22 protein-coding genes and 1 pseudogene are annotated in these 22,237 nt (G+C 69.1%); 5 read left to right on the forward strand and 18 right to left on the reverse strand.

The window, feature by feature from the left end; translation table 11 throughout:
• The first annotated feature begins 62 nt into the window (after positions 1 to 62).
• Entirely contained in the window at positions 63 to 2,306 is a 2,244-nt protein-coding gene (locus KL771_RS08440) for a glycoside hydrolase family 3 N-terminal domain-containing protein (RefSeq protein ID WP_261968111.1), read from the forward strand.
• Here the strand turns inward: KL771_RS08440 and KL771_RS08445 are convergent.
• The 9 genes from KL771_RS08445 to leuD form a co-directional block, all read right to left on the reverse strand.
• Positions 2,253 to 3,227: an ABC transporter ATP-binding protein gene (locus KL771_RS08445; protein WP_261968112.1), complete on the reverse strand. Its 975-nt coding sequence runs from the start codon at positions 3,225 to 3,227 to the stop codon at positions 2,253 to 2,255. The genes KL771_RS08440 and KL771_RS08445 overlap by 54 nt on opposite strands.
• Positions 3,224 to 4,195 (reverse strand): ABC transporter ATP-binding protein, encoded by a 972-nt coding sequence (locus KL771_RS08450; RefSeq protein WP_261968113.1) that lies wholly within the window; start codon positions 4,193 to 4,195, stop codon positions 3,224 to 3,226. Before KL771_RS08450 ends, KL771_RS08445 begins: the two co-directional genes overlap by 4 nt.
• A complete protein-coding gene (locus KL771_RS08455) occupies positions 4,192 to 5,025 on the reverse strand; it encodes an ABC transporter permease (protein WP_261968114.1) in 834 nt (277 codons plus the stop codon). Before KL771_RS08455 ends, KL771_RS08450 begins: the two co-directional genes overlap by 4 nt.
• Positions 5,025 to 5,972, reverse strand: coding sequence for an ABC transporter permease (locus KL771_RS08460; RefSeq protein ID WP_261968115.1), 948 nt, complete (start codon positions 5,970 to 5,972; stop codon positions 5,025 to 5,027). The genes KL771_RS08455 and KL771_RS08460 overlap by 1 nt, the downstream gene beginning before the upstream one ends.
• Positions 5,973 to 6,003: 31 nt before the next feature.
• Complete coding sequence (locus KL771_RS08465; protein ID WP_261968116.1) at positions 6,004 to 7,485, reverse strand: ABC transporter substrate-binding protein; 1,482 nt, start codon at positions 7,483 to 7,485, stop codon at positions 6,004 to 6,006.
• Between the two features lie 53 nt (positions 7,486 to 7,538).
• Positions 7,539 to 8,816: an acetylornithine deacetylase/succinyl-diaminopimelate desuccinylase family protein gene (locus KL771_RS08470; RefSeq protein WP_261968524.1), complete on the reverse strand. Its 1,278-nt coding sequence runs from the start codon at positions 8,814 to 8,816 to the stop codon at positions 7,539 to 7,541.
• Positions 8,817 to 9,022: 206 nt separating this feature from the next.
• Complete coding sequence (locus KL771_RS08475; RefSeq protein ID WP_054359906.1) at positions 9,023 to 9,406, reverse strand: RidA family protein; 384 nt, start codon at positions 9,404 to 9,406, stop codon at positions 9,023 to 9,025.
• A 22-nt stretch (positions 9,407 to 9,428) separates the two neighbouring features.
• Positions 9,429 to 10,055 carry a LysE family translocator gene (locus KL771_RS08480; protein ID WP_261968117.1) on the reverse strand — a complete coding sequence of 209 codons (627 nt, stop codon included), beginning with the start codon at positions 10,053 to 10,055 and terminating at the stop codon, positions 9,429 to 9,431.
• A gap of 189 nt (positions 10,056 to 10,244) precedes the next feature.
• Complete coding sequence (gene leuD, locus KL771_RS08485) at positions 10,245 to 10,850, reverse strand: 3-isopropylmalate dehydratase small subunit (protein WP_261968118.1); 606 nt, start codon at positions 10,848 to 10,850, stop codon at positions 10,245 to 10,247.
• Positions 10,851 to 11,118: 268 nt separating this feature from the next.
• Between leuD and thpR the strand changes: the two genes are divergently transcribed.
• Together thpR and KL771_RS08495 are read left to right on the forward strand one after the other, a co-directional pair.
• Positions 11,119 to 11,733: an RNA 2',3'-cyclic phosphodiesterase gene (gene thpR, locus KL771_RS08490; protein ID WP_261968119.1), complete on the forward strand. Its 615-nt coding sequence runs from the start codon at positions 11,119 to 11,121 to the stop codon at positions 11,731 to 11,733.
• Positions 11,734 to 11,895: 162 nt separating this feature from the next.
• Entirely contained in the window at positions 11,896 to 12,270 is a 375-nt protein-coding gene (locus tag KL771_RS08495; protein ID WP_261968120.1) for a YkvA family protein, read from the forward strand.
• A gap of 24 nt (positions 12,271 to 12,294) precedes the next feature.
• Here the strand turns inward: KL771_RS08495 and KL771_RS08500 are convergent, their stop codons facing one another.
• The 3 genes from KL771_RS08500 to KL771_RS08510 all read right to left on the reverse strand — a co-directional run bounded on the left by KL771_RS08500 (position 12,295) and on the right by KL771_RS08510 (position 15,131).
• Positions 12,295 to 13,791 (reverse strand): hypothetical protein, encoded by a 1,497-nt coding sequence (locus tag KL771_RS08500; protein ID WP_261968121.1) that lies wholly within the window; start codon positions 13,789 to 13,791, stop codon positions 12,295 to 12,297.
• Between the two features lie 63 nt (positions 13,792 to 13,854).
• Positions 13,855 to 14,253, reverse strand: a complete 399-nt coding sequence (locus tag KL771_RS08505) for a carboxymuconolactone decarboxylase family protein (protein WP_261968122.1) — start codon at positions 14,251 to 14,253, stop codon at positions 13,855 to 13,857.
• Between the two features lie 311 nt (positions 14,254 to 14,564).
• Entirely contained in the window at positions 14,565 to 15,131 is a 567-nt protein-coding gene (locus tag KL771_RS08510; RefSeq protein ID WP_261968123.1) for a protease inhibitor Inh/omp19 family protein, read from the reverse strand.
• Positions 15,132 to 15,630: 499 nt separating this feature from the next.
• On the opposite strand from KL771_RS08510, the gene KL771_RS08515 reads away from it, so the two are divergent.
• On the forward strand, positions 15,631 to 16,206 hold the full coding sequence (locus KL771_RS08515) for a GNAT family N-acetyltransferase (RefSeq protein ID WP_261968124.1): 576 nt from the start codon (positions 15,631 to 15,633) through the stop codon (positions 16,204 to 16,206).
• 237 nt (positions 16,207 to 16,443) lie between these two features.
• Positions 16,444 to 16,980: a GNAT family N-acetyltransferase gene (locus tag KL771_RS08520; RefSeq protein ID WP_261968125.1), complete on the forward strand. Its 537-nt coding sequence runs from the start codon at positions 16,444 to 16,446 to the stop codon at positions 16,978 to 16,980.
• Positions 16,981 to 17,168: 188 nt separating this feature from the next.
• Here the strand turns inward: KL771_RS08520 and KL771_RS08525 are convergent, their stop codons facing one another.
• From KL771_RS08525 to KL771_RS08550, 6 genes and pseudogenes are all read right to left on the reverse strand, one after another.
• The gene (locus tag KL771_RS08525) at positions 17,169 to 17,948 is read right to left on the reverse strand and encodes a succinate dehydrogenase iron-sulfur subunit (RefSeq protein WP_261968126.1); all 780 of its coding nucleotides are present in this window, start codon (positions 17,946 to 17,948) and stop codon (positions 17,169 to 17,171) included.
• 16 nt (positions 17,949 to 17,964) lie between these two features.
• Positions 17,965 to 18,417 carry a DUF3052 domain-containing protein gene (locus KL771_RS08530; protein WP_261968127.1) on the reverse strand — a complete coding sequence of 151 codons (453 nt, stop codon included), beginning with the start codon at positions 18,415 to 18,417 and terminating at the stop codon, positions 17,965 to 17,967.
• Between the two features lies 1 nt (position 18,418).
• On the reverse strand, positions 18,419 to 20,248 hold the full coding sequence (gene sdhA, locus KL771_RS08535) for a succinate dehydrogenase flavoprotein subunit (protein ID WP_261968128.1): 1,830 nt from the start codon (positions 20,246 to 20,248) through the stop codon (positions 18,419 to 18,421).
• A gap of 55 nt (positions 20,249 to 20,303) precedes the next feature.
• Positions 20,304 to 20,648, reverse strand: a pseudogene (gene sdhD / locus KL771_RS08540) (succinate dehydrogenase, hydrophobic membrane anchor protein); the annotation flags it as partial.
• Positions 20,649 to 20,659: 11 nt separating this feature from the next.
• Entirely contained in the window at positions 20,660 to 21,067 is a 408-nt protein-coding gene (gene sdhC, locus KL771_RS08545) for a succinate dehydrogenase, cytochrome b556 subunit (protein ID WP_261968130.1), read from the reverse strand.
• Positions 21,068 to 21,678: 611 nt separating this feature from the next.
• Positions 21,679 to 22,185 carry a DinB family protein gene (locus tag KL771_RS08550; RefSeq protein WP_261968131.1) on the reverse strand — a complete coding sequence of 169 codons (507 nt, stop codon included), beginning with the start codon at positions 22,183 to 22,185 and terminating at the stop codon, positions 21,679 to 21,681.
• Positions 22,186 to 22,237: the final 52 nt, after the last annotated feature.

Here is a 22,237-nt window from a genome sequence, read left to right on the forward strand (position 1 = left end):
CCGGTGACAGAAACGCGTGCATTTCCTATAGGAAACCGAGACAGAGCCTTGCCACGGTGCCCATGCGGATCACGATTTTTTTGGCGGCGATCGCCAGCCTCCTTGCCCCGATCGCCACGGCCGGCGCCGACCCGGCGCCCTCCGAGCGGGTCCGCCGCCTCCTCGCCGGGATGACGCTGGAGGAGAAGATCGGCCAGCTCGACATGCCGTCCCATGGCGGGCATTACGACCCGGCACGGGTCGCGGCCGGGCGGACCGGCGGCGTGCTGAATTTCGGCAGCCCGCGGGAGATCGCCGAAATCCGGGCGCTGAACGCGCAGTCGCGGTTGAAGATCCCGCTGATCTTCGGCCTGGACGTGATCCACGGCTACCGCACCCTGTTCCCGATGCCGCTCGCCGAGGCGGCCAGCTTCGATCCGGCCGTGGCCGAACAGGCGACCCGGTGGGCCGCGGTGGAGAGCCGCGCCGCCGGCCTCAATCTGACCTTCTCGCCGGTCGCCGACCTCGCGCGCGACCCGCGCTGGGGCCGGATCGTGGAGGGCGGCGGCGAGGATCCCATGCTGGCCGGCCTGTTCGCGGCGGCCCGCGTGCGCGGCTTCCACAGCGGCGGAATCGGCGCGACGCTGAAGCACTTCGCCGGCTACGGCGCCGTCGAGGGCGGGCGCGACTATGCACCGGCCGATATCTCCGAGGGCACGCTGCGCGACCGCTACCTGCCGCCCTACCGGATGGCCGTGGAGGCCGGCGTCGACGTGGTCATGACCTCCTACATCCCGCTCAACGGCACGCCGACCACGGCCAGCCGCCGCCTGATGTCCGATATCCTGCGCGGCGAATGGGGCTTCCCGGGCTATGTCGTCTCCGACATGAACGCCATTCCGGAGATCGCGCTGCTCGGGGTCGCCGACGGCAACGGCGAGGCGGCCAAACTGGCGCTGGAAGCCGGCGTCGACCAGGACATGGACGGCGAGGTCTATATCACCGAACTGGCCGGGCTGGTGCGCGACGGCACTCTGCCCGAGGCCGCGCTTGACCGGGCCGTCGCCCGGGTGCTGGCCACCAAGGAGCGGCTCGGCCTGTTCGACGAGCCGCCGTTCGACCCGGCCGCAGCCGCTGTGGTGCTCGGCCGCGCCGACATCCGCGCGGCGAGCCGGGCGCTTGCCGCCGAGACCTTCGTCCTGTTGCAGAACAAGGACGACGTGCTGCCGATCCGGCCGGAGACGCGCTCGATCGCCGTCGTCGGCGCCCTGGCGGCCTCCCAGACGGACACGCTCGGCAACAACGCCGCCCGCGCGCTTCCGGCCGAGACCATCACGGTGCTGGACGGCATCAGGGCTCGCGCCCCGGCCGGAACCCGGGTCGATTTCGTCGAGGGCTGCGACACCGTCTGCACTTCCGATGCCGGCTTCGCGGCCGCCGTCGCCAAGGCCGCCGAGGCCGACCTGATCGTCGCCGTGCTCGGCGAGCCACAGGACCATTCCGGCGAAGGCGCCTCGCGCGCCAGTCTGGAACTGCCCGGTCGCCAGACCGACCTACTCCGCCGCCTCGCCGCCACCGGCCGTCCGGTCGTGGTCGTGCTCTTCGCCGGCCGCCCGCTGACGCTGTCGGAAGCCGTCGATCCGGCCGCGGCGATCCTGCTCGCCTGGTATCCGGGCAGCGAAGGCGGCCATGCCGTCGCCGAGACCCTGTTCGGCGATCGCGATCCGGCCGGGCGGCTGCCGGTCACCTTCCCGCGCCATGTCGGCCAGGTACCGATCACCTACGACGCCCTGCCGACCGCCCGGCCCGGCAAGGTCGAGGACCGCTATACCAGCCGCTATCTGGATGTCGGGCTCGGGCCGCTGTTCCCCTTCGGCCACGGCCTCGGCTACACCCGCTTCACCCAGTCCGACGCCAGCATTGCGGCGCGCAAGCTCGGCCCGGACGACCGGCTGACCGTTTCGGTGACCGTCGCCAATGCCGGCGACCGGCCGGGCCGCGAGGTCGTGCAGCTCTATGTGCGCGATGTGGTCGCCAGCCGCGCGCGGCCGGTGCGCGAGCTGAAGGCCTTCGGCAAGCTGCTCCTGGAGCCCGGCGAGAGCCGCGAGGTGGTGCTGTCGGTGCCCGTGCGCAGCCTCGGCTTCCATCGCGACGACGGCAGCTATGTGGTCGAGCCGGGCCGCTTCGACGTCTATCTCGGCTCCAACGCCGCCGCGCCGCTGATCGGCAGCGTGACGGTTTCGCCCGGCTACGAGGCACCGCCGGCCGGCCTGTCAGCCGAGCGGTTCGAAGCAGGCCACATGACGGTCATCGGCAAGCGCCCATAACACCGGCATCTCGGCGCGGCACCGGGCTTGCGCGCGCGGGCAGCGGTCGGCGAGCGGGCAGGCGCCGGCCTCCGCTGCGCCCGGATCGCCGAGCCGGAAGGCGGCGTCCGCATGGGCGCCCGGATCGGCATCGAAATCCGGCAGGGCATCGACCAGGGCGCGGGTATAGGGATGGGCCGGCCGGGCGAACAGCGCCGCCGCCGGCCCGCTTTCCACCACCCGGCCGCGCAGCATGACCATGACCCGGTCGGCGACATGCTCGACCACCGCCAGGTCGTGGCTGATGAACAGATAGGTCAGCCCGCGCCGCTCTTTCAGGTCCATCAAGAGGTTGAGAACCTGCGCCTGGACCGAGACGTCGAGCGCGGAGACCGGTTCGTCGGCGACCACCAGGGCCGGTTCGGTGATCAGCGCCCGGGCGATCGCGACGCGCTGGCGCTGGCCGCCGGAGAATTCGTGCGGATAGCGGTGGAGCGCCGCCGCCGGCAGGCCGACCGCCTCCAGGATGGCCAGCACGCGCTCGCGCCGCGCGCGCCGGTCAAGACCCGGCTCGGCGACGGTCAGCGGTTCGGCGACGATCCGCTCCACGGTCAGGCGGGGATCGAGCGAGCCGTAGGGGTCCTGGAACACCATCTGGAAATGCCGCCGGCGCCGGCGCAGATCCGCCGCCGAAAGGGCGTTCAGATCCTCGCCGCGGAACAGGATGCGGCCCGCGTCGGGCCGCTCCAGCGCCATGGCGAGGCGGGCGAGCGTCGACTTGCCGGAGCCCGATTCGCCGACGATGCCGAGACTGACGCCGGGTTCGACCGTGAAATTGACGCCGTCCACCGCCGCAACCCGTGCGGCCGGCGTGAACAGGCCGCCACGGCCGACGGGATAGCGCCGCACCAGCGCCTCGGCGACGAGCAGGGGCCCGGTCATGGCGCCATCTCCGGGTGATGGCAGGCGGCGCGGCTGGCCGGGCCTGCCATCACGGGCGGCGGCATGTCCCGGCAGATGTCCGTCCCGCGCGGACAGCGGCCGTGAAACGGGCAGCCGGGCGGGATCCTGTCAGGCGGCGGCACCGTGCCCGGGATGGCGGCGAGCCGCGCGCCGCGCACCACATGACGACCCGGCGAAGCGCCGACCAGCCCGCGCGTATAGGGGTGGATCGCATTGCGGAACATCGCCCGGCTGGCCCCCTCCTCCATGGCGGCGCCGCCATACATGACCAGCGAGCGCTCCGCGATCGCGCCGATCACGGCGAGATCGTGTGAGATGATCACCAGCGCCATGCCGAGTTCGACCGAAAGCTCCTTCAGGAGCTCGATCAGCCCGGCCTGAACGGTCACGTCGAGCGCCGAGGTCGGCTCGTCGGCGACCAGCAGCGCCGGCCGGCAGGCGAGCGCCATGGCGATCATCACCCGCTGCCGCTGGCCGCCCGACAATTCGTGCGGATAGGCGTCGAGCCGTTCGCGGGCATGCGGAATGCCGACCCGGTCGAGCAGGCGCAGCGCCTCGGCCCGGGCCGTGCCGCGGTCGGCGCGGCCATGGATCAGCAGGGGCTCGGCGACCTGGTCGCCGATCCGGTGGACCGGGTTCAGCGAGGTCATCGGTTCCTGGAACACCATCGCGATGCGGGCACCGCGCAGGGCCGCCCGCGCCGGCTCCGGCAGCGTGACCAGATCGCGCCCCTCGAACCGGATCTCCCCCTCGGCACGCGCGATGGACGGCAGGAGCCCGATCAGGGCGAGCGCGGTCATCGACTTGCCGGAGCCCGATTCGCCGACGATGCCGAGCCGCTCGCCGGCCTGGAGCGAGAATGAGAGATCGCGCACGACCCGCGCCGGCCCGGACGGGAACGGCAGCGTCACCGAGAGATTGCGCACGTCGAGCAGGGCCGCGCTCATGTCCGCGCCCTCCGGGCCCTGGGGTCGACGAGGTCGCGGAGGCCGTCGCCGAGCAGGTTGAATCCAAGCACGGTCAGCGCGATGGCGGCGCCCGGAAAGATCGCCAGCCAGGGCTGGGTCTGCATGTAGGTGCGCGCCTCGTAGAGCATCCGCCCCCAACTCGGCGCCGGCGGCTGGGTGCCGAGGCCGAGATAGCTGAGCCCGGCCTCGGCCAGGATGGCGATGGCGAACTGGATGGTCGCCTGCACGACCAGCAGCCCGGCCATGTTGGGCAGGATATGGGCGATGGCGATCCGGGTCTCGGTCAATCCCGCGGCCCGGGCGGCAAGCACGAAGTCGCGCGCGCGGACCTGCAGGGCGGCACTGCGGGCTAGGCGCGCGAAGACTGGGATGTTGAAGACCGCGATGGCCAGAATTGCGTTCGCCGCGCCGGGGCCGATCAGGTGGACCATCATCACGGCGGTCAGCACGGCCGGAAAGGCGAGCACGAAGTCGTTGGTCCGCATCACCGCCTCGTCCAGCAGCGAGCCGTTGCGGCTGGCCGCCCAGGTGCCGAGCGCGGTGCCGGCGACGAGCCCAAGTGCGACCGACAGGAGCCCGACCTTGAGGGAATTGCCGGCACCGACCATCAGTCTGGCTACGGTGTCGCGGCCGAGATGGTCCGTGCCGAGCCAGTGCAGCGCCGACGGGCCCTGCAGCCGGTCGGTAAGGGCGAGACGGGTCGGATCGAACGGCGTCCAGACGAAGCCGAGCGCGGCAACCGCCATCAGCACGAGGGCGATGGCGCCGCCCACCAGCAGGCCGGGATGGCGATACCAGGCGAAGCCCATCAGGCCCTCCGCCGCAGCCGTGGGTCGACGATGCCGTAGGCGATGTCGACCAGGAAATTGATGCCGACCACCAGGGCGGCGAAGACGACGACCAGATCCTTGACCACGATAATGTCGTGCTGGCCGATCGCCTGGAACATCAGCCGGCCGAGACCGGGCAGCGAGAAGACATCCTCGATGATGATCGCGCCGGCGATCATGAAGGAGAAGCGCACGCCCAGCATGGTGACGACCGGGACGAGCGCGTTGCGCAGGACATGCCGGTAGAGCGTCGCCGCCGCGCCGAGCCCCTTGGCGCGCGCGGTACGCACCCAATCCTCCTGCAGCGCCTCGAGCGTCGCCGAGCGCGTCACTCGGGCGAGGATCGCCGCCTGCGGCAGGGCGAGCGCGATCACCGGCAGCACCAGCGAGGCGAGCGCGGGGCCGAGGCCGGCGTCCCAGCCGGGAAAGCCACCCGACGGCAGCCAGTGCAGGCCGATCGCGAAGGCGAGCACCAGCAGGATGCCGACCCAGAAATCCGGCAGCGCCAGCCCGGCCTGGGCGAAGACCATCACGCCGGCATCGCGCAGCCCCCGGGGCCGCGAGGCCGCCAGCATGCCGAGCGGCACGCCGACTAGGGTGGCGAGCAGGATCGCCGCGAAGGCGAGCGGCAGCGTCACCTGCAGGCGCTCGGCGATCAGCTGCGCGACCGGCACGCGGTAGCCGTAGCTGGTGCCGAGATCGCCGGTCAGGAGCCCGCCGATCCAGCGGATGAAGCGCTCCGGTGCCGGGAGATCCAGGCCGAATTCGGTGCGCAGTGCCGCGACGGTCTCGGGCGTCGCGCTGACGCCGAGGATGACCGCGGCCGGATCGCCGGGCAGGATTTCAAGGACGACGAACACCACCAGGGCGGTCGCCAGGAGCGTGACCGCCAGTCCCGCCAGACGCCGGACGAGGAAGCTCAGCATCGATCCCCCGGTCCGGCCGCCCGCGTTGCGATCACTGCCAGGCGAGATCGGTCAGCGGCGTCGCCGGCAGCGGCCAGTCGGCCCACATGCCGGTGAGAGCCGCCTTGGAGACCGTGACCTTGGGCAGCACGAACAGGAAGACGTTGACCGAATCCTCGGCCAGCATCTTCTGCGCATCGCCGTAGAGCGCCAGCCGGGTCTTGTCGTCGACGGCCGCATCGACCTTCTTCATCAGGTCGACGAAGGCCTGGGACTTGTAGTTGAAGTAATAATCCGGCCGGGCATAGATGTTGATGTCGAGCGGCTCGGTGTGGGAGATGATGGTGAGATCGTAGTCCTTGTTCTTGAATACGCGGTCGAGCCATTGCGGGAACTCGACATTTTCGATCGAGACCCGGATGCCGACCTCGCCCAGCATGGCGGCGACGATCTCCGAGGAGCGCCGGGCATAGGCGGGCGGCGGCACCTTCAGCGTCAGATCGAAGCCGGAGCCGTAGCCGGCCTCCGCGAGCAGCGCCTTGGCCTTGGCCGGATCATAGGGGTAGCGGCCGGTCAGATCGACATAGCCCGGCTGGGCCGGCGAGAAATGGCTGCCGATCGGCGTGCCGGTGCCGTTGATGGCGCCGAGATTGACCTGGTTGCGATCGACCGCATGGGCGATGGCGCGGCGCACGCGCAGATCGTCGAGCGGCTTCTTGCCGTTGTTCATGGCGATGATGGTCTCACCCTCGGTCTTGCCGATGGTGACCGTCAGCCGCTTGTCGGCCTTGAGCGTGGGCAGGGCCTCCGCCGCGCCGAAATTGGTCAGCGCGTCGCAGTCGCCGGACTGGATCGCGGCCAGCTGCGCCTGGGGATCGTTGATGAAGCGGAAGGTGGCGCGCGCGATCGCCGGCTTGCCGCCCCACCAGCCCTCGGCCGCGACCAGGCTGAGCCGGTCGCCGCGGGTCCATTTGTCGAGCTTGTAGGGCCCGGTGCCGACCGGGGTGGTGGCGTTGGCGGCGGCCGTCTTCTCGGAGACGATGATCGCATCGCCCCAGCCGAGCCCGTACAGGAAATTGGCTGCGACCTGCTTCAGGGTGACCTTCACGGTCGCCGCATCGGGCGTCTCGATCGAGGCAATCGGCGTGAAGATCCATTTCTGGGCATTCTTGGAATCCGGCGCGACCGCCCGTTCCAGGCTGTATTTCACGTCGGCCGAGGTGAACGGCGTGCCGTCATGGAAGGTGACGCCCGACTTCAGCTTGAAAGTGTAGACGAGATTGTCGGCCGAGATCTGCCAGCTTTCGGCGAGCTTCGGCACAATCTTGCCGGCGCGGTCGATGGCGACGAGGCCTTCGAAGATGTTGCCGTAGGTGACCTCGCGGATCGCCTGCGCGGCACCCGCGGTCGGGTCGAGCACGGTCGGCTCGAGGGTCTGGCACAGCACGACCTGGCTCTTGTCCTGAGCCAGGGCCGGCGAGGCGATCCCGCCCGCGACCAGCGCGGCGAGCAGAACGGAACGTCGGTACGGCATGGTGATTCCCCCTGGATTCTTCTCGAAACGCGCCGCCGGCCGAGGCCGGCGGGTCAGGACGATGCGCCTCCGGCCAGCGTCAGCGCTGCGGCCGCCATGATCTTGGCCGAGGCGATCATGTCGTCGATCACCACATACTCGTCCGGCTGGTGGGCAAGGTCCAGAATGCCGGGCCCATAGGCGACGCAATCGATCACCGATCCGTGCCGCGTGATGTGCTTCTGGTCGTAGGTGCCCGGCGAAGCGATATGGCGCGACGGCTTGCCGAGCACGCGATGGATATAGTGGTCGAGCGCCTGCACGACCGGTGCATCCGGCTCGGTCATGGTCGGCTGGAAGGTCATGATTTCGTCAAGCCGGTAGTCGAGGCCCGGCGTGCCGGCCTTGACCCGCTCCAGGAGCGCCAGGATCTCGCCCTTCACGGCGGCGAAATCCTCCTCGACCAGATAGCGGCGGTCGATCACCAGCCGACAGGAATCGGCGACGACCGGCGCCGGCAGCGTCTCGTCGCGCGGCTCGGCCAGGCCGCCATGGATCGAATTGTAGTTGAGCGTCGCGCTGCGGGCGCCCGGCGGCTCGCAGGGCATGCGCGTCTGCCGGCGGGCGAGATCGGGCAGCAGTTCGCCTTCGACGAGGCTGAGGAACGCGGCCATGCCGCGGATGGCGTTGATGCCGAGAAACGGCATCGAGCCGTGGCCGATACGACCCTTCATCTCGATCTCGGCCCACCAGACGCCGCGATGGCCGAGGCAGACCCGGTCGACATCGAGCGGCTCGGGGATGATCACGTGGTCGACCTTGCTGCGATCGAACCAGCCGTTGCGGGCGAGCCAGCCGACGCCGCCGAAACCGCCGGATTCCTCGTCGCAGGTGCCGGAGACCTCGATCGCGCCGGCGAAGTCCGGGCATTCGGCCAGGATCGCCTCGGCGGCGATGACGCTCGCCGCGATGCCGCCCTTCATGTCGCAGGCGCCGCGGCCATAGACCCGGCCGTCACGGACGACGCCCGCGAAGGGATCGACCGTCCAGCCGTGGCCGGCCTCGACCACGTCGATATGGCCGTTGAAATGCACCGTGCGTCCCGGTCGCCCGCCCTCGCGCCGGGCGACGACATTGACGCGCGGATAGCGGTCGCTGTCGCCCGGCACCCCTATGGCGCGCGGATAGTCGACCGCGAAACCGGCGGTAGTGAGCCGTCGGCCGAGATATTCGGCGCACTCGCGATAGCCTTCGCCGGGCGGATTGACGGTCGGGAAGCGGATCAGGTCGCCGGTCAGCGCGATCAGGTCGTCGCGCAGCGAATCGACCCGGGCGAACAGACGCTCGGCGATGCCGGCCGGCAGCGGGCCGGCGGCGTCGGGGCGTGCGGATGCCGGGATCGCGTCTGTGTCCAAGGGCATGCGGGCCACTATAGTGCCCGCCGTCGGCACCGCAACCGCCCGAAGGGCCGCCGGTTCAAATACGAAAACCGGCATCCGAAAGTGGCACGCCCTCGGCTCCGGTCATGCCGGAGGCCGCCGACGCGAAGGCGCTCGGCTCAGCCGCGCTTCTTCGCGGTGACCTCGATCTCAACCTTCATCTCCGGCTTGACCAGCCCGCAGACGATCATGGTCGCGGCCGGACGGATGTCGGCGAAGTAGCTGCCGACGACCGGAAAGACGGTGTCCATCATGCCGGCTTCGGTGACGTAGTAGGTCGCGCGGACCACATCGGCGAGGTCGAAACCGGCCTCCGCCAGCGCCTTGCGGATCGTCTCCATGGCGTTGCGGGTCTGGTCCTCGACGCTGTCCGGCATCTGCATGGCGGCGTAGTCGTAGCCGGTCGTGCCGGACACCCAGCACCAGTCGCCGTCGGCGACCGCACGCGAATAGCCGGCAACCTTCTCGAAGGGCGAACCGGTAGAGACGAGCTTGCGGGTCATGGGAACTCCTGGGTCGGGAAGATCAAGCCTGCGCCGGGCGGCGCGCGAACAGAAGGAGGCCACCGGCGACGATCAGCGCCGTGCCGGAGATGCGATTGACCAGCGCCAGGCGGCGTGCATCGCGCACGAAGCGCTCCAGACGGCTGCCGGCGAAGGCATAAAGCGCGACCGCGACGGCTTCGAGTGCCAGGGCGGCACCGCCGAGCTGCAGGATTTGGCCGAAGGCGGGCTGCGTCGGGTCGACGAAGGGGGCGAAGAAGGCGGTGAAGACCAGCATCGCCTTCGGGTTGGTGATCGCGGTCAGAAACTCCCGCCGCGCCAGAGCCGAAAGGCGCGAGGAGCCGACCGTCTCGGCGAGATCCGAGGCGCCGCCGAGCACCATCTTCAATCCCAGCCAGACAAGATAGATCGCTCCCGCGATCTTGATCGCGGTGAAGAACGCGGCCGAGGCGGCCAATGCCGCACCCAGCCCGACCGCAGCCCCCAGAACGAAACCGGCAAAGGGCGGGAAACGCCCCGCCGAGGCCAGCAGCGCCGTGCCGAAGCCGTAGCGGGCGCCGTTGGTCATCGCCAGGACGTTGTTCGGACCCGGATACATGTTGAGCGCGAAGGCCGCGGGCACGAACAGGGCCCAGGTTTCCGGTGACATCGCAGAGAGCCCTTGGGACAGGAAGGCGCCTCGGCCGGCGGCACCCGGCCCGGTGGTCAAAAAGTCAGTGGTTCGGATTCACGAGACGGATGGTTCCCGTCCGTCTCGATCGAACCACTCGTCAGCTGGCCGCATCGGTGCTTGACGGCTTCGGGGCGGACCTCTCACCGCGGAGACCGCCGTTCGAAATCAGGCCCAGGGCTGGACTTCGGCGAGCTTCGTCTCGTAGCCGGCGATCTTGTCGGCCTTCTCGAGGGTCAGGCCGATGTCGTCGAGCCCGTTCAGCAGGCAATGCTTGCGGAAGGCGTCGACCTCGAACTTCACGGTGCCGCCGTCCGGGCCGCGGATCTCCTGCGCCGGCAGATCGATGGTCAGCGTGGCGTTGGAACCGCGGCCGGCATCGTCGAGCAGCTTCTCCAGGTCCTCCGGCGAGACCACGATCGGCAGGATGCCGTTCTTGAAGCAGTTGTTGTAAAAGATGTCGGCGAAGCTGGTCGAGATGACGCAGCGGATGCCGTAGTCGAGCAGCGCCCAGGGGGCATGCTCGCGGCTCGACCCGCAGCCGAAATTGTCGCCGGCGACCAGGATTTGCGCCTTGCGGTAGGCCTGCTGGTTCAACACGAATTCGGGCTTCTCGACGCCGGCCTCGTCGAAGCGCATCTCGAAGAACAGGCCCTTGCCGAGACCGGTCCGCTCGATCGTTTTCAGAAACTGCTTCGGGATGATCATGTCCGTATCGACATTGACGATCGGCAGCGGCGCGGCCACACCGGTGAGCGTCGTGAACTTGTCCATGGCCTCGTCTCCCGTCCTCGGCAGCCGGCCGCCTCGCAACGCGGGGTCGCCGGCAAGACATGACGCCCGTCGTTGACGGATCATGCATTTCGTCGCGCGGGTGAATAGCCTGTTTTCGCGCCGGATCAAAGGGGCTCGACCGCAATGCCGCCGCGCGGCGGCGAGGGAGCGGCCGCGGCGCCGCGGCTTCTTTCCGTGTTGCACCGCCGAATGGGTCCGCTAACGTCGGCGTACGTGGGGTCCCAGAGAGATTCGGGAGGCGCGCACCATGCCAAGGCTTTTCACAGGCCTCGAGATCCCCGCCGATCTCGCCCTCACACTGACCGAACTGCGCGGCGGCCTTCCGGGGGCGACCTGGATCGATCCGGAGAATTATCACGTCACCCTGCGCTTCATCGGCGATGTCGATGAGCGCATCGCCGACGAGATCGCCGACGCTCTGGCCCGGGTCCGCCGTCCGGCCTTCGACCTGAAGATCCGCGGCATCGACTATTTCGGCGGCCGGCAACCGCATTCCGTCTTCGCCAAGGTCGAACCGACACCTGCGCTGATGGAGCTTCAGGCCGAGCATGAGCGGATCATGCAGCGGCTCGGGCTGGAACCCGAAGGCCGCAAGTACCATCCGCACATCACCATTGCGCGGGTCAAAGGCGCGCAGGCGCGCGACGTCGCGCATTGGCTCGATGTCCGCGGCGGCTTCCCCGGCGGACGCTTCCGCGCCGAACGCGCCGTCCTGTTCTCGTCCAGGGCCTCGAAGGGCGGCGGCCCCTATATCGTCGAGGACGAGTATCCGTTCGTGGCTGCGGTGCCGGCGGCGCGGCGCGATCCGGTGGTGGCCGCGCGGATGTATCCGCGTTCGGTCCGTTCGGTACCTGCCTCCTGAACCCGCGCGATCTTGAATTTGTGACCGGCGTCACGATTTCAGGAGATGTCGCCGGCTGCGATGCCGCCATGCCGGCGGAACCGTTCCGCGCCCGCGGCTTTGTCCGGTCGTAACCTCGCCGGCCCGCATGCAGGGCCGGCCCATCGGGAGATCGCCAGAACCATGGACCAGCGCATCTTTCTCGACCCCGAAATCGTTGGGCCGGAAGGCGAGCGCGAGGCGAAGGTCCGGGCCGGTTTCTGGGCGTCCCTGCGCCGCGCGGCACGCTCCATCCCGTTCTCGACCGACCTGGTCGCCGCCTACTATTGCGCGCTCGATCCGACCACGCCGCGGCGGGTCCGCCTGACGCTCCTCGGCGCCCTCGCCTATTTCGTGATGCCGGCGGATCTGTTGCCGGACGTCCTGCCTCTGGTCGGCTTCACCGACGATGCCACCGTGCTCGTCACCGCGATCGGCATGGTGGCCGGGCATATCCGCGACGAGCACCGCCAGGCGGCCGAAAAGGCCCTGTCCGAAGGCACTGCGCCCCCACAATAGCCGGTCCGTCGGCCCGGGCCGCGATCAATCGACGGGCGCCGGCCCCGTCCCGGCAAGAGCACCGACATGGTGCTCCAGGCAGGCGAGATGCGACGGCCGGCCGGCCAGAAAGATCTGCGCCCGCGATGCGGCGAGGGCGCGATCCTTTTCGGTGTCGAGCACGGCCAGGACGAAGGCCGCCATCGGCCTGCCGGCAGCCGCCGCAGCCTCCAGCCCGGTGCGCAGGTCCAGCCCTGCGGCATCGCCATGACCCTGGGTCGCGTCCCGGAGCACGGCCCGGAGATCCTTGGACGGGGCCACGACGGCCGCCTGCGCCAGGGCGGCATCGGCCGCCTCCGGATCGGCCTCGGCGTAGCAATGCGCCGCCCGGACGATATGCAGATGGGCGTTGAAGGCGTCGTGGCGAAGCGCCAGGTCGATCAGGGCGAGCCGCTCGCCGGGCTCGAGTTTGGCCGCCGTCGAGATCCTGTCGAAACGCAGGGCGACGCGGCATGCAAAGGCCGTCTGGCGGCCAGATATCGCGACCTCGCGCGCCACCGCGTCGGCGGCGAGCCGCGTCCGGATCAGCGAAACGATCTCGTCCGGTTCGAGACCGCCGTTTGACGGGGCCAGTTGGACGGGCCCCGCCAGCGCGGCCGTCCCCGCAAAGGCACTCTGTCCGGCATGAAGGCGCTGCAGGCGCGTCATCAGGGTGATCTCGAAAATGGCCCGCTCCAATTTCGACATCGCCGCGAGTTCGACCATGTCGGCGATGGGCTTCGCCGCATGGCGCTTCGCCAGGTGGGCCATGAAGGCCCGATCTTCCCCGAACAGGATGACCGGGTGCCGGGCGGCCCGCTCCTGCGCCACGATCGCCTCGGCGACCGGATAGGAGATCGCCTTGGTGACCATGCGGGCATCCGTCCGGTAGTCGCCATAGATCACGTCGCCGGCCCGCAAATGCACCCCAACAGCTCTCGCGGGCAGCGGCAAGGCCGCCGCCTTGCGGCGCGCGGCCTCGAGCGCGGGGACGAAGGCGATGGAATCGAACGCCGCCCGGCAGAGCGCGCGGTATTCCTGGCCGGTCCAGAACTGCGGCATTTCATGCCCGATCGAGCGCCAATGCGCCCTCACCGCAACGACACCCTGCGGCGGCGGCTTGCCGCACTGGATCGCGTCCCGGACGGCGCCGAGTTCGGCGACCCCCGACAGGCCTTTCGGCGCGCCCGGACCGCGGTGCCGCTCCACGAAGGCAGGCGCGAAAATCTCCGAGACCGACCCCATCGCATGGCTGGCCGGATCACCGGCCGTCATCGGCGGCCAATCCAGCTCGACCGTCCCACCGGTTCGCCGCGCCAGCGCCAGGGCATTGATCAGGCAGCTGAGGCGCGCGCCCAGGCCGTCGCGCTGATGGACCAGGAAGCGCCAGCCGGAGGTTCCCCCCTGCCCTTGCCATTCCAGCCATTTTGGCAGCGCACCTGAAGGCTTCGATCCGCCGGGCGCCGGCGCATTCCTGGAATTCTGCAATCCGACGCTGGTCATCGCGCTCCGTGTCCGCCTTGGCGCACCGGGCGGAAGACGGCCCCCGCCCGACCTCCGCCGGCATCAGCCGACCTTGAAAACATCGTCCACAGGGACCTGCATGGCGGTCACCAGCCGATTGGTTTCGGCCGCCATGCCGATCACGGCGAAGAGTTCCATCAGTTCCTGATCGCTCACGCCCTTGGCCCGCGCCGCAGCGGTGTGGGAATGGATGCAGTATTCGCAGGATTGCGCGACCGAGACCGCGATGTAGATCAGTTCCTTGACCTTCGGATCGAGCTGACCCGGGCCCATCACCGCCTTGAGGCTGTCCCAGGTGCGCTTCAGCAGGGCCGGATCATTGGCGAGCGCACGCCAGAAATTGTTGATGAAATCGGTCTGGCGGGTGGCGCGGATGTCGTCGATCACCGCCCTGGCCTCAGGGGTCATCTGATCGTCGGCGAGCAGCGGCATGGTGGCCATGGCAGGGGTTCCTTGCGAGCCCGCAAGGTCGCCGACGCCGCCGACGGGGTCAAGACGGCGCATGGCCCATCGCCGGCACTGGTGTTCGGGCCGGTAAAGCCGCGACGACTCACTCTCCGGACGCCGGCTCGCCTCTCGGGCGCCGACCGGCCCGCCCATGGCGGCGCGGCACGACAGGACCGAGGCGAAGGCCGAAAGCCTTCAAGGCGTACCTCCCGGACCTTCGATCCGTCGCAATCCGCCGCGGGTCGGCGCGAGGCGCCGAACACCCTCTCCCGAGCCAGCGCGAGACGCTGATCTCCTTCTCCAGGTCAGCGCGAGACGCTGACCGGGAGCCGCTCGCTGGTCTGGCCCGAGAAACGCTCCGGTCCGGCGCCATAGAGCGTCGCCACGATGGAGCCGTCCGCTCCCTTCAAGGCAACCTGCTTGCCGCTCAAATCCCAGGCGGAGATCCGCTGCAACTGCGGCGAGGTGCAGCCGCGGGTGTTGGCGCGATAGCCGCCGGACCACGTGGTCAGCGTCATGAACAGCTGACAATTGTCGGTCCCCGAGGCGATCTTCCAGGCCCCGAGGACTTCGGTGCGACCGATCGGCGGCGCCTTTTCGGGCGTAGGCGGCGGACCGGGATCGACGGCCGCCACGGCTCCGGGCGCGCCCGGCGGCGGCATGTCGCCGGCCATGCCGGGGCCCGGCTGTCCGGGAACCGGCGGCAGCGGCTGGAGCGAGCCCTGGGTGACCGGCTTGGTCGGTGCGGCGGGGAGAGGCTCGTATTGGGCGGCCGGCGCCGGCCCACCCATATCCGACATCCCCAATCGGCCACAGCCGGCCAGCATGGTGGTGGCGACCAGCGCCAGCACGGCCGCGTGGCGTCCCGTCATGTCTCTTGCTCCGATCCCCATCGCGACCGAACCGATTCGTCGCGTTGTCAGCAATACCGCATCCGGCCGCATCAGGGCGACCGGAAATCCGCCGCGGACCGGCGTTCCGGCCGTGTCTGACCGCCGTTGATGGCTATTTTTCGATGCCCGACCGGATCCCGTACCGGGGATCGCCGATTCGGCGCCTTGTCCTCAGGATTCGGCCGCCCGGGGGCCGGTCGCCACCGCACACCGGCCGGCACGGGGCCCCCGGCGGCGGCGAAACGTCCGTTGCGCAGATTCGTGATGGCAGCGATGCCAAGTGGGTCTGGATTTGCCATAGAGCCGCCCCATATTGCAGTGCAATATAGACCATGAGGGACGCCCTCCGCTGCCGGACCTGGCCGCGGACCGCCGCCGACCCGCCGCCGCAGAACCCGTACCGGGCCGGTGGACCAGACGGGTCGAATCCCAACCGGGCCACCCGGCCGTCGCAAGCCGGGCGCGCGAGGACATGACAATGAAAACGAACACCGACGGGGGCACAGTGCGTAAGCTCTGGCTCGCCGACCGCGGCGCCTTTCGGGACCATCTTTTGCGTCTCGACCCGATCTCCCGCCACCAGCGCTTCGCGATGGGGGCGTCCGACGACTTCGTCATCCGCTATGCGGAGACGAGCTTCAACCTCGACACGCTGATTCACGGCTGGTTCGTGGACGATCGACTGGTCGGCGCCGGCGAGTTGCGCGGCCTGCCGCAGAACACGAGGGAAGCCGAGGCCGCCTTCAGCGTCGAGGCCGACTGGCAGCTCAAGGGCGTCGGCTCAGCGCTGATGGAGAAGACGCTGCTCGCCGCCCGCAACCGGCGCATCCGGCGCGTCTACATGAACTGCCTCGCCTCGAACCGGCACATGCAGCGCCTCGCCCGGCGCTTCGGTGCGGAACTGGAGTTCGAATCCGGCGACGTCGTCGGCCTCGTCCTGCCGGACGGCCCGACCCCGGGCAGCTACTTCCGGGAGGCCGTCGCCGACGCCCACGGCTGGACCACCGCCATCTTCGACCTGCAGCGTCGCCTGGTGGCGCCGACACAGGCTTGATCGGCGCCGTTTCGGGGTCCCAAGCCGCTGAGCGGCCTCGGCATTCCCGACGCGGTTAACGGATGGTTCACCCCTTTCGCCGAAATTGACTCGAAGGCGGGCGACCCGGCCCTCCTGCGTCGCACGGCCGGCGCGGGGACGGGGTCGCCGCCGGCCTCCGGCGCACGGTACGAGGCGGGCGAATGGTCTCGCGGGGCGTCGGCGAAGAGCCAGTTCGAGCACGCGCGGGACCCGGACATGAGTGAAGACATCCTCGTACGGCTTCTCGGCGCCTCGGAACTCGAGGCCTATCTCGACCACATGATGCGCCTCGACGGACCGGCCCGCGCCCAGCGCTTCGCCGCCGGCGTCGACGATCACTTCATCCTGTCGCACTGCCTGCACATGATCGTCTCGCGGACCAGCCTGGTCGGCCTTTTCGTCGACGGCACCCTGCGCGGCGCGGCCGAGATCGAGGTCGACGACGACGGGGCGACCGGCGAACTGGTCATGGCGATCGAAAAGCCCTGGCGCGGCCGCGGGCTCGGCCGGCAACTCGCCGCCGAGGCGATCGCCGAGGCCCGCCGCCGCGGGGTCGGCGCGGTCCGCCTCGACATCGAGGGAACCGACGAGGCCATGCGCGCCATCGCGCTCGGCCACGGTTTCCGCTCGCAGGGCGGGCGGCGCACGGTGACCTACCAACTGACGCTCGACGGTCGCGGCCGCGAGGAAACCGGCGAAACGCCCTCCTCGCGCTGGTGGAACCCTTTCCGCAGCACCGCCCGGACTGCGTAGGCCGAGGCCCGCGGACCGGTCGGTCGCATCCTGCACGCGCATCAACGTTGGGTGACGGGCGATGGCCGCCCGGCTGCGGCCGGCAGCAGCCTGCGAACCCTCTCCAGGCGCCTGAAAAAATGCGACCGCCACCTTCCGGCGACGGCCGCAATCACAAACAACATCCCGGCAGCCCAGGCGAGGGCGGGTCAGACCCGCCGCTCGACCATCATCTTCTTGATCTCGGCGATCGCCTTGGCCGGGTTCAGGCCCTTCGGGCAGGTATTGGCGCAGTTCATGATCGTGTGGCAGCGGTACAGGCGGAACGGATCCTCGAGATTGTCGAGGCGCTCGCCGGTCGCCTCGTCCCGGCTGTCGATCAGCCAGCGATAGGCCTGCAGCAGCACCGCCGGTCCGAGATAGCGGTCGCCGTTCCACCAGTAGCTCGGGCAAGAGGTCGAGCACGAGGCGCACAGGATGCACTCGTAGAGACCGTCGAGCTTCTCGCGATCCTCGCGCGACTGCTTCCACTCGATCTGCGGCGTCGCCGACACCGTCTTCAGCCAGGGCTCGATGGAGCGGTGCTGGGCATAGAAATTGGTCAGATCCGGCACCAGATCCTTGATCACCGGCATATGCGGCAGCGGATAGATCTTGATGGCGCCCTTCACCTCGTCCATGCCCTTGGTGCAGGCGAGCGTGTTGAGGCCGTCGATATTCATCGCGCAGGAGCCGCAGATGCCTTCGCGGCAGGAGCGGCGGAAGGTCAGCGTCGGGTCGATTTTGTTCTTGATATAGAGCAGACCGTCCAGGATCATCGGCCCGCAATCGTCGAGATCGACGAAGAAGGTGTCGATCTGCGGATTGCGCCCGTCATCCGGGTTCCAGCGATAGACCTGGTATTCCTTCAGCCGCGTCGCATTGGCCGGCTTGGGCCAGGTCTTGCCCAGCTGCATGCGGCTGTTCTTGGGCAGTGCAAGCTCGACCATCGTGTCGTCCTTCGCCTCAACCGTCCTGCGCTCCGACCGTCCGGCGCAGATCCTTGCGGATCACGAGCTTCAAGCCCGACCAGATCGCGTCGACCGCGCAAACCTTCACATCCACCAACCCCAAGGGCAGCCCCACGTCGCGGACCCCATCCTCGGTCACGTCCGTCGCCACCTTCGCGGCCTTCTTGGGCCAGGCGACCCAGATCATTCCGGCCGGCCTGATCGCCGCCATCATCCCCGCCAGGCCCGCCGCGAGATCGGCGCGCCGGGCGGTGAAGCCGAGGATCAGATCCAGCCGGGCCGGCGGGCCGAAACCCACCCACGCCTCCGTCCGGATCATGCCGGCAAAGGAGGCCGCCGCGGCGAGCGCCTCAAGTTCCGCAGGCAGGCCGACGAAGGCCACCTGCTGGCCGTCCGCAAGCCCGAGCTTGCGCGGCAGAGGCGTGCCCGAGTAGCCCGCCCCGGTCACATCAGTAGACCCGCGCCTTCGGCTCGATATAGGCGATGTCGTTGGACATCGTGTAGGTGTGCACCGGGCGGTAGTCGAGCGTCACCTTGCGGGTGTCGTCGCTGGCCCAGGCCAGGGTGTGCTTCATCCAGTTGGCGTCGTCGCGGTCCGGGAAGTCCTCGCGGGCATGGGCACCGCGGCTTTCCTGGCGGTTGGCGGCGGACTCCATGGTCACGACGGCCTGGGAGATCAGGTTGTCGAATTCGAGCGTCTCGATCAGGTCGGAGTTCCAGACCATCGAACGGTCGGTGACCTTCACGTCGCCGATGCCGCTCCACACGTCGTGGATCAGCTTCTGGCCCTCGCTCAGCACGTCGCCGGTGCGGAACACCGCGCAGTTGGTCTGCATGACGCGCTGCATCTTGAGCCGCAGTTCGGCCGTCGGGGTGCCGCCCGAGGCGTAGCGGAAGCGGTCGAGCCGCGACAGCGCCAGGTCGCCCGCGCCCTTGGGCAGGTCGGGCTGGCGCTCGCCGCGCCGGATCGTCTCGGCGCAGCGCTGGCCGGCGGCGCGGCCGAACACAACGAGGTCGATCAGCGAGTTGGAGCCGAGGCGGTTGGCGCCGTGGACCGAGACGCAGGCCGCCTCGCCGATCGCCAAGAGGCCCGGGACGATGCAATCCGGATCGCCGCCCTTCTTGGTCAGCACTTCGCCGTGATAGTTGGTCGGGATGCCGCCCATGTTGTAGTGGACGGTCGGCAAGACCGGGATCGGCTCTTTGGTCAGGTCGACGCCGGCGAAGATCTTCGCCGATTCCGTGATGCCCGGCAGGCGCTCGGCCAGGATCGCCGGATCCAGATGGCTCAAGTGCAGGTGGATGTGGTCCTTGTTCTTGCCGACGCCGCGACCCTCGCGGATTTCGATGGTCATGGCGCGGCTGACCACGTCGCGCGAGGCGAGGTCCTTGGCCGAGGGGGCATAGCGCTCCATGAAGCGCTCGCCCTCGGAATTGGTCAGGTAGCCGCCCTCGCCGCGGGCGCCCTCGGTGATCAGCACGCCGGCGCCGTAGATGCCGGTCGGATGGAACTGCACGAACTCCATGTCCTGAAGCGGCAGGCCGGCGCGCAGCACCATCGCGTTGCCGTCGCCCGTGCAGGTATGGGCGGAGGTGCAGGAGAAATAGGTGCGGCCGTAGCCGCCGGTCGCCAGGATGGTCTTGGCGCAGCGGAAGCGGTGCAGCGTGCCGTCTTCCATGCACAGCGCGATCACGCCGCGGCAGGCGCCCTCGTCGTCCATGATCAGGTCGATGGCGAAATACTCGATGAAGAACTCGGCCGAGTAGCGCAGCGACTGTCCGTAGAGCGTGTGCAGGATGGCATGGCCGGTGCGGTCGGCGGCGGCGCAGGTGCGCTGGGCGCGGCCCTTGCCGAAATGGGTCGTCATGCCGCCGAAGGGCCGCTGGTAGATCTTGCCTTCCTCGGTGCGCGAGAAGGGCACGCCCCAATGCTCAAGCTCGTAGACCGCATCCGGCGCGTTGCGGCACAGATACTCGATCGCGTCCTGGTCGCCGAGCCAGTCGGAGCCCTTGACGGTGTCGTACATGTGCCAGCGCCAATCGTCCTCGCCCATATTGCCGAGCGAGGCCGAGATGCCGCCCTGGGCGGCGACGGTGTGCGAGCGGGTCGGGAAGACCTTGGTGATGCAGGCCGTCTTGAGACCGGCCTCGGAGCAGCCGGTCACGGCCCGGAGCCCCGCGCCGCCGGCCCCGACCACCACCACGTCGAAGGTGTGGTCGATGAACGGATAGGCGCCGTTGAGCGCGGAGGGGGCGGCGGTGGTCTTGGATTCGGCCATGGGTGCTGTGTCCGAGCGTTCAGATGCCGAAGGAGAGCTTCACGACGGCCCAGACGCACGCGATGGCCATCAGGGCGCAGAAGAAGGTGTTGGCGAGAACCAGCGCCGTCTTGGTCGGCTCGGTGTGGATATAGTCTTCGATGACCACCTGCATGCCGAGATGCATGTGGTGGATGCCGGCGAGGAGCGTGGCGAGCAGCGCGATGGCGACCAGCGGATGGCCGAGCAGCGCGACAGCGTCGGCATGGCTGCGGCCGGGGATCGCGATCACCACGCCGACCACGATCAGGGTCAGCGGGACGAGCGCCACCGAGGTGACGCGCTTCTGCCAGAAGTGATGGGTGCCGTCATGGGCGGAGCCGAGACCGCGGACGCGGCCGAGCGGGGTGCGCATCGACATCGGAGATCTCCTCAACGGACCACGAGGGCGACGATCCAGGTCAGGACCGTCAGGGCGGCCGACCCGATCAGCGTGAACTTGGCCATCGCCATGCGGCTGTGCAGCTCGAAGCCCTTGCCGGTGTCCCAGATCAGGTGGCGGATGCCGCCGAGCGTGTGGTGCCAGAGCGCGAAGGTGAAGCCGAACAGGACCACGAGGCCGAGGAAGGAGCCGAAGAACCACTGCACGGTATCGTAGCTCGCCTTGCCGGACGCGGCAGCGACCAGCCAGATCGCGACCACGAGCGTGCCGCCATAGAGCGCCGCACCGGTGATGCGATGGGCGATCGACATCGCCATCGTCCAGGAGAACCGGTAGATCTGCAGGTGCGGCGAGAGCGGGCGCGCCGGTCCGCTCACTTTGCTTTCCGTGGTCGACATCGGCACTGGTCCGTCCGTTGAAGGCGGTCGTCGTTGAAGCGAACTCGTGCGGGCGATCCGAAACGAGAGCGGCGTCGGGGTCTCCCGACACGCCTCGTTCTGCAGGCCCCCCGCCCGACGGGTCTAGGTTCTAATCCCTTTTGCTGCTCTGCGTCAAAACGTCCAAAGGGATTACGTCGCAATCCATCCTCCGGACGGCCTGCAGCGGGAAAAAATGCTCCGCCATTGCTATCCTGGCATGCCATATACCTGAAAAACCTCGCACCGATACGCATGAAGCCGTCATGCGTACAAGACCTTGCACTGCAGCATGCAGAAGGCGACGGGCAGCGTTTCGCCACGCCGCCGGCCGAACGGACCGGCCACGGCATGGCCGCCGGGTCCGCGCTCGCAAGAGTTTGATTCGAGATCAAATTCCCCGTCGACGCCACCGGCCCGGACCGGGCGCCTTCCGCTCGGGCGGCGGGCCGATGCGAAAGGCCTCATCCGAATATCGGGCAGGCCATGGAGCGCCCGGCGGTTCATCGGACGTCCGGTACGGTTCGTCAGCTTCGGGACGATACGGATCTGACGGTCCGTTCCCGGCTTCGGGCATCGGGCAATGCCCCGGCTCACATCCCCATGCCGGTCTCGCGCTGGAAGACGATCAGGTCCAGATCCGGCGCCCGGCCGACGGTGCGGGTCAGGATGACATGGGCCTGGCCGCGATGGTGGGTCTGGTGGTTGAAGAGATGGGCGAGCGCCGGAGCGAGCGGCTGGGTCACCGGCTCGGGCCGCGTCACCGGCACATAGTTGAAGGGGGCGGCGAGACGCGCCGCGTCGATCCCGCCGACCCAGTCGACGATGCGCCGGTCCTCGGCGAAGCGAGCTTCGGTCAGCCCCGCAAGGTCGTCATGCAGAATCGTGTCGAGCCGGTTCGGCGCCTCGCCCGCGCCAGTGAACCGGCGCATCCAGATGCGGTCGCCGACCAGGATGTGGTTCAGCGTCCGATGCAGCGAGCCGAAAAAAGCCCCGTGATCGGCCCGATAGTCGGCCTCCGGCAGCGCCGCCGCGGCTTCGTAGAGCCGGCGGTTGGCCCAGGCATTGTAACCGGCGAACATGCGGAAATGGTTGAGCATCCGGCGCCCTTTGTCGTCAGTGGTCGAGCCAGAGTTAGCCCGGCCCCGGCCC

Origin of the sequence: Prosthecodimorpha staleyi, assembly GCF_018729455.1 — a bacterium.
GTDB classification, from domain to species: Bacteria; Pseudomonadota; Alphaproteobacteria; order Rhizobiales; family Ancalomicrobiaceae; genus Prosthecodimorpha; species Prosthecodimorpha staleyi.